Source organism: uncultured Draconibacterium sp. (assembly GCF_913063105.1).
Lineage (GTDB): Bacteria > Bacteroidota > Bacteroidia > Bacteroidales > Prolixibacteraceae > Draconibacterium.
Map to the genome: position 1 here is coordinate 90,713 of NZ_CAJXYQ010000006.1, position 14,042 is coordinate 104,754.

The 14,042-nt window shown below is 38.6% G+C and carries 12 protein-coding genes and 1 pseudogene; 7 read left to right on the forward strand and 6 right to left on the reverse strand.

From position 1 onward, the window contains the following. Positions 1 to 35: 35 nt before the first annotated feature. Positions 36 to 1,505: a T9SS type A sorting domain-containing protein gene (locus QZ574_RS07685; protein WP_297088491.1), complete on the forward strand. Its 1,470-nt coding sequence runs from the start codon at positions 36 to 38 to the stop codon at positions 1,503 to 1,505. Here the strand turns inward: QZ574_RS07685 and QZ574_RS07690 are convergent. After that, positions 1,483 to 2,361, reverse strand: a complete 879-nt coding sequence (locus QZ574_RS07690) for a hypothetical protein (RefSeq protein ID WP_297088493.1) — start codon at positions 2,359 to 2,361, stop codon at positions 1,483 to 1,485. The genes QZ574_RS07685 and QZ574_RS07690 overlap by 23 nt on opposite strands. Before the next feature lie 216 nt (positions 2,362 to 2,577). Here QZ574_RS07690 and QZ574_RS07695 point away from each other — a divergent pair, with 216 nt between their 5' ends. Then, the gene (locus QZ574_RS07695) at positions 2,578 to 4,467 is read left to right on the forward strand and encodes a DUF2079 domain-containing protein (protein ID WP_297088495.1); all 1,890 of its coding nucleotides are present in this window, start codon (positions 2,578 to 2,580) and stop codon (positions 4,465 to 4,467) included. A 21-nt stretch (positions 4,468 to 4,488) separates the two neighbouring features. On the opposite strand, the gene QZ574_RS07700 is transcribed toward QZ574_RS07695, so the two are convergent. Both QZ574_RS07700 and QZ574_RS07705 read right to left on the reverse strand, forming a co-directional pair. Beyond that, the gene (locus tag QZ574_RS07700) at positions 4,489 to 6,357 is read right to left on the reverse strand and encodes a hypothetical protein (protein WP_297088497.1); all 1,869 of its coding nucleotides are present in this window, start codon (positions 6,355 to 6,357) and stop codon (positions 4,489 to 4,491) included. Positions 6,358 to 6,367: 10 nt separating this feature from the next. Beyond that, positions 6,368 to 7,090: a glycosyltransferase family 2 protein gene (locus tag QZ574_RS07705; RefSeq protein WP_297088499.1), complete on the reverse strand. Its 723-nt coding sequence runs from the start codon at positions 7,088 to 7,090 to the stop codon at positions 6,368 to 6,370. A 164-nt stretch (positions 7,091 to 7,254) separates the two neighbouring features. Here QZ574_RS07705 and QZ574_RS19430 point away from each other — a divergent pair. Further along, positions 7,255 to 8,526: pseudogene (locus QZ574_RS19430) on the forward strand (amino acid permease); the annotation flags it as partial. An 855-nt stretch (positions 8,527 to 9,381) separates the two neighbouring features. Here QZ574_RS19430 and QZ574_RS19435 read toward each other — a convergent pair. Beyond that, entirely contained in the window at positions 9,382 to 9,492 is a 111-nt protein-coding gene (locus QZ574_RS19435; protein ID WP_363313726.1) for a hypothetical protein, read from the reverse strand. 43 nt (positions 9,493 to 9,535) lie between these two features. On the opposite strand from QZ574_RS19435, the gene coaD reads away from it, so the two are divergent. Together coaD and QZ574_RS07720 are read left to right on the forward strand one after the other, a co-directional pair. Further along, a complete protein-coding gene (gene coaD, locus QZ574_RS07715) occupies positions 9,536 to 10,012 on the forward strand; it encodes a pantetheine-phosphate adenylyltransferase (RefSeq protein WP_297088503.1) in 477 nt (158 codons plus the stop codon). 3 nt (positions 10,013 to 10,015) lie between these two features. Continuing rightward, positions 10,016 to 11,434, forward strand: coding sequence for a redoxin domain-containing protein (locus tag QZ574_RS07720; RefSeq protein ID WP_297088506.1), 1,419 nt, complete (start codon positions 10,016 to 10,018; stop codon positions 11,432 to 11,434). On the opposite strand, the gene QZ574_RS07725 is transcribed toward QZ574_RS07720, so the two are convergent. Then, entirely contained in the window at positions 11,422 to 11,982 is a 561-nt protein-coding gene (locus tag QZ574_RS07725) for an NUDIX domain-containing protein (RefSeq protein WP_297088508.1), read from the reverse strand. The genes QZ574_RS07720 and QZ574_RS07725 overlap by 13 nt on opposite strands. Before the next feature lie 88 nt (positions 11,983 to 12,070). Between QZ574_RS07725 and pyrE the strand changes: the two genes are divergently transcribed. Together pyrE and QZ574_RS07735 are read left to right on the forward strand one after the other, a co-directional pair. Then, positions 12,071 to 12,703, forward strand: coding sequence for an orotate phosphoribosyltransferase (gene pyrE, locus QZ574_RS07730; RefSeq protein WP_297088510.1), 633 nt, complete (start codon positions 12,071 to 12,073; stop codon positions 12,701 to 12,703). Positions 12,704 to 12,768: 65 nt separating this feature from the next. Continuing rightward, complete coding sequence (locus tag QZ574_RS07735; RefSeq protein WP_297088512.1) at positions 12,769 to 13,218, forward strand: hypothetical protein; 450 nt, start codon at positions 12,769 to 12,771, stop codon at positions 13,216 to 13,218. Between the two features lie 22 nt (positions 13,219 to 13,240). Here the strand turns inward: QZ574_RS07735 and QZ574_RS07740 are convergent, their stop codons facing one another. Continuing rightward, complete coding sequence (locus QZ574_RS07740) at positions 13,241 to 13,981, reverse strand: biotin--[acetyl-CoA-carboxylase] ligase (RefSeq protein WP_297088513.1); 741 nt, start codon at positions 13,979 to 13,981, stop codon at positions 13,241 to 13,243. Positions 13,982 to 14,042 lie beyond the last annotated feature (61 nt).

Consider the following 14,042-nt stretch of genomic DNA (forward strand, 5'->3'; position numbering starts at 1 on the left):
ATAATCTTTTTAACTTCGCCTGATATTTATTTCATATGAATTGGGAAAAAAGTACGTTAATAATTTTAAGTATATTCCTTTCTGTAACCAGCTTCTGTGCTTATGGCCAGGAGCCATTACTTTTTGGATCGGAACAACAGGATTTTGGGCATTCGATAAAACTATACAAAGGAGCATATTACATTGTTGGTACAACCCGAAAAGATGCCCAAAGCGCTCTTGATTATTATGTATTAAAAATCAGGTCGAATGCTTCGGTTGAAAAAAAATATGTTTATGGTTTTCCAAAGCATGATGTTGCCAACCAAATCATTGTCGATGATGATGGTTTTTACATTCTGGGTAGCGCGTACGACCATGGCTTTCCTAATGTTGATATGCACCTGGTAAAATTGAAAACCAACGGAGATAAAGATTGGGAACAATACTACGGAACCGAGTTCCAGGACCAGGGAATGAATATGATCCGAACAAAAGACAGTGGCTTTGCAATGATCGGTTTTTCAAACTCCAGAACCGATTTCGGCGATATGTATATTGTAAAAACGGATAATAAAGGAAATCTGGAATGGCAAAATTTCTTTGGCCCTTCCTATGTCGACTATGGTTTTAGCCTTATAGAAAATCAGGCCGAAGAATTAATTCTCGCGGGAACTGAAAATGGTTTTTACAACCCAACACAAACCGATTTTCTAACGCATGACGCTGATATTTTACTGGTTAAAACAAACAAAACCGGAGAACAAGTATGGTATAAAACTTTTGGAGGAAACGGCCACGACTGGGCAAAAGATATTATAACATCAACAGATGGAGGCTACCTGGTTTGTGGCTCAACCCAAAGTTTCGGAGAGGGCAGTTTTGACGTTTTCTTAATGAAAATAAACGAGGAGGGGGAGCAAGTTTGGATTAAAACTTATGGCGGACAAGAGTTTGAATATGGCGAAAAACTGGTGATTGGTACTGACGGAAATATCTATATTTCAGCAACAAGTGCAAGTTTCTCCAATAATGGTAAACCCGATCATTATATCATAAAAACCGACATAAACGGTGAGCTTATCTGGAGTAAAACATTTGGCTCCAATGAATCTGATTATTCTACAGGAATTGTGGCAACGCCCGATTCAGGAGTGGTATTTACAGGATGGACAAATGTTGCCGAACTGGGTAAAACGGATATCGTATTATATAAGCTTTCAAAAGACGGTAACACCCAACTTATTTCCAGCATTTTACCCACCGACTCGGCAACCTCTCTTATTGTTTATCCAAATCCGGCTTTTCAACAATTTATTGTTGAGCCTGTCACCGCGAACAATACCGAATTATCTTTTTCGCTTTTTACTCTAAAAGGGGAAAAAATTCTGGAAAAGCCGATTCAGGCTAATACTAAAAACACAATTCAACTATACGTTCAGGACGGAACCTATATTTACAGGGTAGAAAGAGAAGGGAAACTTATCCAAACCGGCAAACAGGTTATTCATAAGTATAGCCGGTAAATTCATCAAAGTCTACAAACTCCCATTCGAGCCAACTGTTAGTTGGGACATGCTTAAATACTATTGCCCAATCAGGCGCTGCTTTTTTTCGTTCTTCAGGATCGGTATAATAACTCCGGCTTAATCCCGTTCCCAAAAAATGGATACCGTCATCCGATTCAATGTCGATCTTTTTAGCGCCCATATCTCCAAGAATGCACAATACTTCTATGCCCCTATTTTTTACCTCAACAAGGCGCGGATAAATTTCGTTTACAAAGGTACTTCCTTCCGAATAACAATTAAAATTGTAATAAACCAGATTGCTTTGTGCATAAGTTGACGGAGGTGGAAGTCCTGGCACCCCGGCCCAAATCCCATGGTGCATTAACAAAACCAGATGTGAAGAGTTTTTGATACTATCACATACATCAACAATTATTTTATATTGATCGTTTAGCTGTTCGCAATCATAAGGTGTTAGATTGGTATTTAAAACAATGTATGTTATGCCTTTGTAATGCGTTGTATAATATGTTTTTTTACCGGTAATTTCTTCAAGCCACACCCAGTTGCCGTTTCGGGTATCATGGTTCCCCAGAGCCCACATTGTTGTTTGTTTTTTTAAATCGAAAATACTATCGATATAGGCTAAAGTGGAATACGACATCAAACTTTCAGAACAAACATCTCCTCCCAGCCAAATACCATCATAAGTTCCAAGATCCATTTTTTCTATTCGGGAATCGACTTTATCGCCAGGTGTATGATATTGATAAGTATGCCCCATAAAAAGATAAGAAAGTGTATCTTTTTGAGCACTGGTGTTTATAAAAAAAGTAATTATAAACAGAAATATAAAAATGCCTTTGGTCATTTCGCTGGTTTTCTTAATTCGTGCCCAAAGTTAAGCTTTTATTCTTACCACAAATTTCCTTCGGGCTGATTGAGTGCAGACACCCACCATAATCAGAAATCTTTTTTATGTTTGTATTCTCATTTAAATCCAAAAAACCGAACAGGGAAGCCTAAAATCCAAAAAAAACATATTCCCTGTCTGCTACTGATTTTTTTTGGTTTGGTTATGTTTGCCATGGGGATACTAAACCATTACTTTTTTAGAACAGCCACCCATGATTATGGCAATTATAATTTTGCATTTTGGGATTATTCGCATTTCAAACTAAGTACAATCCCAACCTTCAGAGGCAATTTCCTGCAAGACCACTTTTCATTAACCCTCATGTATTTTGTGCCTGTTTACTGGCTTTTAAATTGGTTAACCCAAACCTATACTTTAATTATTATTCAATGCGCTCTGATTGTTATTGCTGTATGGTATTCATACAAAATTGTAAAATTAAGGTCTGAAAATATATGGTTGGGAACAGGTATTATGCTGTTTTATTTCCTGTTGCTTGGAAGGTACACCGCATTTTCTGCAGATGTTAACCTGGCAATTATATCGTCTTGTTTTATTCCAGTATTCTTATATTACTTTTTTACCAAAAAATACTTTCTGTCCTTTATCATTCTATTCTTATCCCTTTTCTCACGGGAAAATATTCCGTTGTGGTTTATTTTTATTTTTGCGGTCCTAATCATTGATCAGCGAAAAAACCAAAAAGCAGTATTAATTGCAACGGCAGGCATGGTCATTTCTGTGCTTTATTTTATTCTTCTGTTTAAAGTATTTATACCCTCGGTTGAAACGGAAGGAATAAGTTACAGCTTGTTTAACTATTCGGCACTGGGAGCAACTCCGGGCGAAGCACTTGCCTACATACTACGGCACCCTATTGATGCCATTAAATTATTCTTTGTTAACCATAAAAATAATCCGACATACGATTATGTAAAGGCCGAGTTTTATTGGGTTTACCTTATTTCTGGAGGATTGGTGCTATTTTTCAGGCCAAAGTATCTAATCTGGTTTATTCCCATTGTTGCCCAAAAAGTATTAAACGACAATCCTACCCGCTGGGGAATTGCATCCTATTATTCAGTTGAAGTTGTAACATTGCTGCCGCTGTCGGTGTTTTTAGCCATTGCATCGTTTAAAACAAGCTGGTTACAAAAAACGGTGATTATTATGGTTTGTGTTGGAACCCTTTTTATGACCATAGTAAAACTTGAGCCATCGAACCGCAGGATACCCTGGACCTTAAATACATCGAAAGAAAAGGTGTATAGCAAAGCTTTTTACACAACTCCTTATCATATCAAAGAGGTTAATAAGCTTATAAAGATAATACCGGCAAACGCAAGAGTAAGTGCTTCAAATTACATTCTTCCTCATTTGGCCCAACGAAAATCAATTTATTACTTCCCTAATATTAAGGATGCCGAATACATTGTATTTTCTGTATTCGACAATCATTACCTACTAACGCACATGCAAAACGAAAACGAACGAAACAAATATTTTTCCGATACTAACTGGAAACTTGTTGGAAGCAGTTTCCCTGTTTTTCTATTTAAAAAAGCTGAATTGTCAGTTAATGAGTCAAACAGCTGGGAAAAAGGGATATGGTCGGTACAAGACACCATATGGTGCGATTACGAAACTAAAGACTCATCTGGAAAGAATATTCTTTTTTCGAACGGAGAAAAAGCTGAAAAAATAGATTTACACTCCAAAGAACAATCCCGCTCGCTTGGCTACAGTATCAGACTTACTCCGGAAGCTCGCTATGGTTCCAGAATAAATCTGAATGTTGATAATAACGATTATTTGGAAATAAGTTTTTGGGCTCTTTGCGATGATGTTAAGCAGGTACATCTGGTTTCTGATTATGGAGACAGTCATCATTTTCATTGCAGCGAAAGCTATAATACTGATTCGCTGGGATGGAAAGAATATGTACTGAGTTACTGGATTCCACAGAAATCAGAATCTAATGATTGTTCAATGCACATATGGAACAGTGGAGGTGGTTCTGTTTACATCGATGATCTGGAAATAATTAAAAAGAACCGCTAAGTGAATAAAACCATTGGAAAACTAATGGGCTTTAACTTCAGCGTTCAAGCTTTTTACAAAAAGTTTTTTTCGATCTTTATTCCAAATATACATTTTAATAATTGAGGATTGGGGAATATCTGCCGAAAAACGTGTGTTAACAGTGGCTTTCTTCCAGTCAGAATCATCCTTACCCCATAGCAGCGATCGTTTTTCGTATCGTAAATTCTCCCTTTCATTTTCCACTGAAATAATTAATAAAACCTCCTTTTCAAAGATTTCGGCATCGCCCATAAATTCGATCGACAATTCAACATCAATAATTTCTCCGGAAGGGAGCTCATTCATAGCCACAATTATATTCGGACTATATTCGGTTGCGGGAGACATCTCCAGAGCATTTTCTCCATTATATTTTAAGATCTGTGGCGCATCAGATTCTGCAATTCCCAAATCTCTCACTATTGTTTCCGATCTGCCCGAAGCCACCCTGTTTTTAACCTTTTGGAAAATATAAACCCCGTAATCATGGCCTCCCAATACGGTTATTTTTTGTACCGGCAACAAGGTTTTTACCAGTTGAAGCGACGCATCGTTTTTGAGTGTAGCAAGGCTTGTTCGTCCTTCGTTGGGGCCAAAATGTGCATCCCAAACAATAATATCTCCATAATCCATCGAATTCGATGGCTTCAACTTATCACCTATTCCCCAATTGCTTTTCGTTTTATCGTAAGGATCCAAATCCAAATGAAAAACAATCATCGGGTTAAAATAATAGACTTTACCATTCAGCTGGTTTTCTTTCAAGAACCGGGCACTTTTTTCTATTAACTTATCTGTTTCCGGTGCTTTTACCGGCAAATCACTTTTAAATAAAAACAACAATAGCTGACTTGCCATAACAAAACCCGCAATTACCAGTATTGCTCTTTTTCCTTTTGTTTTATCAAGAATAAACTCCAGTCCAGCTGCCGCCGATAATGCAGCCAAAGGAAGCACTCCGCCAATAACACGTATTAATCCCAACGATCCGCCTCGACCTTGCCACCAGACATAACTATGCGCTGCAAAATAAGTAAGCCAGCTTCCAACGACAAGAATATAATGAATTGTTTTTGGGCTTGTCAGTGAAAACTTTTTTAACACATCGGTGGTCTCCACTACTAATCCAATCAAAATTAACGTCAACATAGGAATACCAAAAATTGTGTCGCTTTTTTTAATAAAGTGAAAAAGGCTTCCATTACCATAAACGCTTTCTCCGGTTGGATAAGGAAAACGGTTAATAATCCACAAAACATCGCCAAATGCCAAAAAGCCAACCAGCGAATAAAAAAGAGTTCCGGTTAGCAAAAACAAAACTGAACGATAGGCTCGACTCAAAACAAGTGCCGCAGCAAATACCGGAAGAAATACAATTCCTTCTGATCGGACAAAAGGAATAAATGATAAAACAATAGCTGAGAAAAGATATTTTTTAGCAAAAAAAAGGTAAACGGATATAATCAGCACTAAACCAAATAAAACTTCGGTTAGGCATGAAGTTGTAAGTACAAAATAGATAGGAGCAAAAGCAGCGAGTACTGTTATACTAAACGCACTTTTAGGGAAGTATTGTCTTGCAATTATATAAACAACATACAAAGAAAATACAGCAACAATAAGGTTAAAAATCTGCGCCAACTTAAATCCACCAAGTGCAAAAAATGACAGGAGTGTTGTATAAACGGGCTTTCCCCACAAATCAAGAAATAAATGCGGGTACTTAAATGCATATTTTGCAATATGATAATGCGAAATACTATCTGCTCCTCCAAATGTTTTTTCGTTGAGAAATATAAGAACAAGCTGAAAAACAACTAATAAAAAGAAAAACACATATAAACCCAGCTTCTCGGGATCCTTTCTCATGGTCGCATTATTATCGTGAAAAAATATTATACTTCAAAATACACCACAGCGCTCTCAGGCCATCTCTCCAGCCAATTTTCTTACCATCGGCATAAGTTCTTCCGTAATATGAAATACCTACCTCGTAAATTCGGATATTGGGTACACGAGCCACTTTTGCAGTTACTTCGGGTTCAAAACCAAAGCGGTTTTCTTTCAAAACCAGCGATTTTATTATTTGTGCATCAAATAGCTTGTAGCAAGTTTCCATATCGGTAAGGTTCAGATTGGTAAACATATTCGACAAAAAAGTGAGAAACTTATTGCCAATGGAGTGCCAGAAGAATAAAATGCGGTGCGGATTGCCACCCATAAAACGCGAGCCGTATACCACATCGGCAAAACCTTCGGCAACTGGCTTAAGTAAATGGTTGTATTCTCTGGGGTCGTATTCTAAATCAGCGTCCTGAATAATAATATAATTGCCTCTTGCCTCTTGTATTCCACGGTGCAAAGCAGCGCCTTTGCCTTTGTTTTCAGGCTGGTGCAGTTGACGTATTTCAACTTCCGTATGCTTTTGAATGTATTGATCAATTATATCGGATGAGTTATCAGTTGAACAGTCATTGATTAAAATAATTTCCTTTTCAAAATTATGGTTAAGACTTACATCAATTATTTTATTCAAAATTAAATGAATCGTTTTTTCCTCGTTATAAACCGGAATAATGACCGACAGTAGATTTTGGTTCATTCTTAAAAAATTTCCTTCAAATATAGGTTAATTTCCTTCGCTTACTTCTTTAGCTCTCAACAAATATATGAACTGAACACAGGAGTACTTAGTATAATTTTGCGCGAAAATCATTTGAAAATTCCAAATTATATTTCACCTTTAAAATTACAAACAGAACTAATATGGCAAAATCGCTGGTAAACACTAACGCCAAATTTGGCACCCTGCCGGTCTTTTTAACGGCGCTATCAACTATTCTCGGAGCAATTTTATTTTTGCGTTTTGGCTGGGCAGTAGGGCAGGTTGGCTTTATTGGTGTAATTGGTATAATTGTTTTAGGACATGTGGTTACCATACCCACCGCTTTTGCTGTTGCCGAGATTGCTACCAACCAAAGGGTACAAGGCGGTGGAGCCTATTACATCATTAGCCGGTCGTTTGGGTTGAATATTGGCGGGGCAATTGGTATTGCGCTTTACCTCTCGCAAGCCATAAGTGTAGCCTTTTATGTAATTGCCTTTGGAGAAGCCTTTGAACCGCTTATTAGATGGATTGGTGAGAGTTACAATTTTTACATCCCCGACCGTCGTTGGATTTCCATACCTACCATGGTGCTGCTATCGGTGCTTATATTAACAAAAGGGGCAAATGTTGGAATGAAAGCCCTTTATGTGGTGGTGGCTATTCTTCTCACTTCAATAGCCATGTTTTTTATGGGCGAATCATCTATTAAACCCGACAAAGTTGACTTTCATGTAACCATAAGCAATCATCTGCCATTCTTCTACGTTTTTACCATAATTTTTCCGGCATTTACAGGTTTGGCTGCCGGTCTGGGGCTTTCGGGCGACTTAAAAGACCCAAAAAAATCAATTCCTCGCGGCACCCTGTGGGCTACGGTGGTGGGTATGCTCGTTTACATTGCTGTGGCCTATAAATTCACAATTTCGGCATCGCCCGAGGACCTGGTTTCCGACCAGCTGATAATGAGCAAAATAGCCATTTGGGGTCCCATTATTCCGGTTGGCCTTGCAGCTGCATCGCTTAGCTCGGCACTGGGATCGATAATGGTAGCACCACGCACCCTGCAGGCCATAGGCTTCGACGATATTTTCCCCCAGGGGAGCCTTAACCGCTGGTTTGCCAAAGGCCGAAAAAAAGATAATGAACCCATTAACGGGTCGCTGATTACCATCATTATTGCATTTGTTTTTGTGGTTATTGGCGATGTTGATTTTGTAGCTCAAATAATCTCGATGTTTTTTATGGTTACCTACAGTGCCATCTGCCTTATTTCATTTCTTGAACATTTTGCTGCCGATCCGGCTTACCGGCCAACCTTCCGTTCCAGCTGGCATTTGTCGTTGCTGGGCACACTGGCATCGTTCTGGTTAATGTTTAAAATGAATGCCACCTATGCTGCTGTTTCGGTGGTAATTATGGCCATTATTTACTACGTTATCATGTTAAACAACGAAGAAAACCAGGGACTAAACAAATTATTCAGGGGTGTTATTTTCCAGCTAAGCCGGCAATTACAAATTATGCTTCAACGGGCCGATAACGAAAAAGACAAGGGCTGGCGACCATTTGGTGTATGCATTTCGCACGACACTTTTAAGCGGCGCTCAGCTTTTGATATCATGCGTTGGATTTCGTACAAATATGGTTTTGGCACCTACATTCATTTTATAAAAGGCTTACTGAATGAGAAAAATACCAGCGAATCAAAAAAAATTCTCGACCGATTGATTCAGTTGTCTGCAGGAAGCAAAAACAGGGTTTACCTCGACACAATTATTTCGCCGTCGTACACCTCGGCAATTGCCCAGGTAGTGCAGCTTTCAGGAATATCTGGCAAAGGCAACAATCTTATTCTTTTTGAGTTCTCGAGAACCGATCCCGGAAATTTAAAGGAAATTACAGCCAATTACGAAATTGTTGAATCGGCCGGATTTGATATTTGCATCTTAAATACCTCGTACAAAAGTTTTGGTTATAAGAATGAAATTCATATTTGGATTAGCCCCGAAGATTACGTTAATGCCAACCTGATGATTTTGCTGGGTTACATTATTTTAGGCCATCCGGAATGGAAAAAGGGAAAAATTAAAATTTTTGCACTTTACCCCAAAGAGGCTATTGAAGAAAAACGCAAACAATTAATGGAACTGATAAAAGCCGGCCGCCTGCCCATTAGCCCGTCTAATATTTCGATGGTACCATTTAATACCGGCGATCGCAAAAATGTAATCATGAAATATTCGGGCGATGCCGACCTTACAATAATTGGCTTTACAACTGATGCATTAAAAAATATTAAAGAATTTAGCGAAGGCTACAACGACCTGGGCAACATCCTGTTTGTGAGTTCTAACCGGGCAAAAGCAATAAACTAGCTGTTGCTTTCGTTTCTTCAACTGGCATTTTTAGCTAATTTTGAACCACATAAAAAGCTTCAACATGGAAAGAATAGCCATATTCCCCGGATCGTTTGATCCTTTTACCATCGGACACGAGTCAATTGTTCGGCGTGCCATTTCAATGTTCGATAAAATTTATATCATGATTGGTTTTAATGCCAATAAGAAATCATTCTTCCCCATTGAGAAAAGGCTGAAATGGATAAACCAGGTGTTTAAAAACGAAGCAAAGGTTGAAGTTAGAATGCACGAAGGACTAACCGTTGATTTTTGTAAAGAAGTGGGTGCCAAATACATCTTACGCGGTATTCGTACCTCTTCAGATTTTGAATACGAACGAGCCATTGCCCAGGTAAACAAAAAAATGCACCCTGAAATTGAGTCGGTATTTCTACTTACCCTTCCGGAGCATACTCCAATAAATGCCACCATCATCCGCGATATTGTTTCGCATGGGGGCGATGCAAGTATGTTTTTACCCGAAGGATTAGACATGAGCGAATTTAAAGTTGATTAGCCCATGAGCAGTATTCGTTTTTTTGTTGTTTTTTTTCTCGTTGTATCTTTTTTCAATTCTGCAGAAAGTGCTGAAATCAGGTGTTCGAACCCGGCATATGCCAACCAAACACTCCAGTTTTATGCCTATGCTGATCCGGTGTCGAATGAGACTCAAAATTTATTTACCCTGAAAATTGATAAAAACGGGAATGGATCTGTAAACATTCAACTATCGCAGCCGGTTTTTGCATTCTGCGAGTTTGGAATATACCGGGGCATGTTGTTGCTGCAACCCGAAACAAAAATAGGATTAAAACTCCCGCCCTTAAAAAAGAAATCCTTCTCCGACGAAAAGAATCCTTATTTCACGCCCGTCTCTTTTTGGTTTTACTCAACAGACGGGGCTCAGCTAAACGATAAAATAAGCAAGTTTGAACAAAAGTTAAACGAACTTACCGACAAAGATTTTAAGCGCTTGTACTTTCAGCAATCAAAAACAGCTTTCGCGGCACTTTCAACCCAACTGGATACTATCTTCCCGGAAACTACGCCCGCATGTTTTAAGCTGCACAAGTTACTTCGTTTAAAACTAATTGAGGCAGATATTTTTCGTTTGCGCCCCGAACAGTACAGCTCTGTTTTTCAAGATATTGAACCAGCGCTGTGGCAACAACAGGCATTTAACACCCTGTTTAACAAAACTTTCGACGAGCAACTAAGTTTTTCGGCCAAAGCCATTGGTGGAACAAAAATTTCGGAAGCTGTGGCAACTGAAAACATAAAGGCGCTGATTGAATTTATAAGCACCAAATATAAGCTTACCGGACAAGTGGCCGATTTGGTTTTACTAAAACTATTACACGATGGATTTTATTCCAATGATTTCTCGAAGAAAGCCATCAAAAATATGATTACCAGCAATTACTTTGCACAAAACAAAACACCAAAAATAAAGGAAACAGCAAAAAACATAAGTATCAAAATTACCTTTCTGGAAAAAGGAAGCGAGGCTCCGGCGATTTGTTTAGCTAATTTGCAAGGAGAAAAACATTGCACCAATGCCGGCAACAAAAAATTCAAATACATTGTTTTTGCTGATGCTGAAACGATAGTTTGCCAGGAGCATTTAAAATACTTAAGCCGGATTAACGAACTATTTGGCCGGCATCTCGATATTTTTATTGTTCTACGGAATACTCCCAAATCGGGCATCGATAGTTTTTTTAGCACCCATGAGATCCCCGGAGAAAAATTACTTGACACCAACGCAAAAGCAATTGCCGATTATAAAATCCGGTCGTTCCCTCAATGTTTTTTGTTCGATGAAAATCATCGGGTAGTTTTTAACGATGCGAAAGCTCCGCTAAATGGTTTTGAGCAGCAATTTGGCTCGTGGCTTCAAAAAGAGTTGTTTATGCGACAACGAAATCAAGCCCGGTAAATACGTATTAAAGCTTTTAAGTTTTCGTAAGTATTTTCCAAAACCAAATCGAGCTGTGCAGGCCGAAACCAGCGCAGTTTTGTAATGTTCTCATCCAATTGCGGTATTCCGTCATCTTGCCCCCGGTAGTCCATTTCGTACCAGAAAGTTTCTTTAAAAACCCACCTCCCCCGTGTGTCTTTATAAGGCGACTGGTAAATGTGGTAGGTTGATGGCAATTGTTTTATTATCGAATGCCCTGAAATACCACACTCTTCTTCCACTTCGCGCAAGGAAGCAGTTTCGCAGCTTTCGCCTTTATCAATTTTACCTTTCGGAAGGTCCCATTTGCCGTTTCTGAAAATAAATAACAGCTCCTCTCCCCGCCGCACTACACCACCGGCTGCATTAATTTGTAAAAACGACGACCGGAAATCCTGAAACAATTCCTGTGCTTTTAAATGTTCTACAACAGTTTCTTCCTCCTCCCCTTTTTCAAACTGTTGCAACCAGTCGGAAATGCTGTTCTCATGGCATTTTGCAATTAATCTGCTGCTTGGTTTACTCAATGTTATATTCGCGCCCGGCACAAATATTATCCTCTTTTCATTAAAAAAAACTTTATACTTTTGCATCGAATTAAAATTGCACATTATTATGGAATCTACTCAAATTGAAATAACTAAAAGATTATTAGAAATAAACACCATAAAGATACAACCAGATAATCCATTTACATGGGCTTCTGGCTGGAAATCTCCAATTTATTGCGACAACCGGAAAACACTTTCATATCCTGATACACGCTCCTACATTCGCGATGCGTTTGTAAAACTTATTCAGGCAAAATACCCCGAAGCAGAAGTAATTGCCGGTGTTGCGACTGGTGCCATTGCTATTGGTGCTCTTGTTGCCGATAAACTGGGGCTACCGTTTATTTATGTTCGCTCGAAACCAAAAGGACATGGTTTGGAAAACCTGATTGAAGGAGACCTGAAACCATTTCAAAAAGTTGTTGTAGTTGAAGACCTTGTTTCTACAGGAATTAGCAGCCTTAAAGCTGCCGAAGCCGTTAACAACTTTGGAGGAGAGGTTGTTGGTATGGTTTCTATTTTTACTTATAACTTCCCGCTGGCAAACGAGAATTTCAAAAAAGCAGGTATTGAGCTTACCTCTTTAAGCCGGTACCAGATTTTAATCGACCTTTCACTTGAGAAAGGCGACATCTCAAAAGACCAGGTGGAATCGTTAATGGAATGGCGTGAAGATCCTGCAAACTGGGGAAAATAAATCGATTTTGAATTAGCAACTAAATATGATCCCGCCTTTGCGCGGGATTTTTTTTCATTAGCAATATGGCACTTAATAAATACGTTAGCGAAGTAAAAGTTATTGATCATAACCAACAGATCGTTTTTAACTATTTGTCGAATTTCGAAAACCTGTCGACGTATCTGAACTCGGGCCTGATTGAAAAGATTACCGAGAAAGTTCCGCAAATTAAAATTACTGATTTCGAATCGGATAAAGATTCTTGTAAATTCAACATTACCGGGCTTGGTCTTGCCGAAATTAAAATTGTAAACCGCGAACCTTTTAAAACCATAAAAGTAGAGAGTTCGGGAGGCTTACCTTTGAGTTTTACTTTTTGGATACAGTTGTTGCCAGAGAGCGAGTACAAAACTAAAATGCGCCTGACACTGCATGCCGAAATGAGTATGATGATTAAAATGATGGCCGGCAGTAAACTCGAAGAAGGCATTAACCAATTGGCCGACACGCTTTCGAAACTGCCTTACCGATAAAATTAGCTAGTTCAAAAAAAAATTAAAGAACAAACTCTACCTCTTTAAACATAAATTCGCTAAGTGTTCCATCGCGCTTTTCGAGCCGAAGTTGACCAAAACTGCCAATACCGGTAATTTTTGCTTCAAACTCAGTAGCTCCTTTTTTATAACGGTGCCAACCGCTATTTCTGAATAAATTTTTACAATACGCCTCATCAATTTCATCAAACAAGCCACGGTTTAAAATATGCAGGTACTCATCCATCTGCAATAAAAACTCCTTCAAAATTGCCGTAATATCCTGTTCTTCATTCAGCAATTGTTTCAGAGAAACCGGATTGGGAGCATCCGACAAAAATTTTTCCTGGTTAACATTTAATCCCACTCCAACAACCGACGATTCCAGGTTATTTCCCTTCACCCAGTTTTCGATAAGCATGCCTGCAATTTTTTGCTCTCCAACATAAATATCGTTTGGCCATTTAATTTTTACCCCTTTAAGATATTGGCTAAGAACCTTAACCATAGCCAAACTAACAATTTTTGAAATATAAAACTGTTGGGCGGCTATTAAAAAATCAGGTTTCAGAATTAAACTAAAAAGCAAATTTTTACCCCTTTCGCTTTCCCACGAATTGCCAACCTGTCCGCGCCCACTATGCTGATAATGTGCCAAAACGACAGTACCTTGAGTTGCCTTTTGGGCAAGCAGTTGCTTGGCATAGTTGTTGGTACTGTCAAGCTCACTTAAAACAATAATATTTTTGTCAGTTAAAAACATATAAATTCAAAAGTAAACCATTCGCTTAAAAAATGGTTAATTGACAAAAAGATTATCTTTG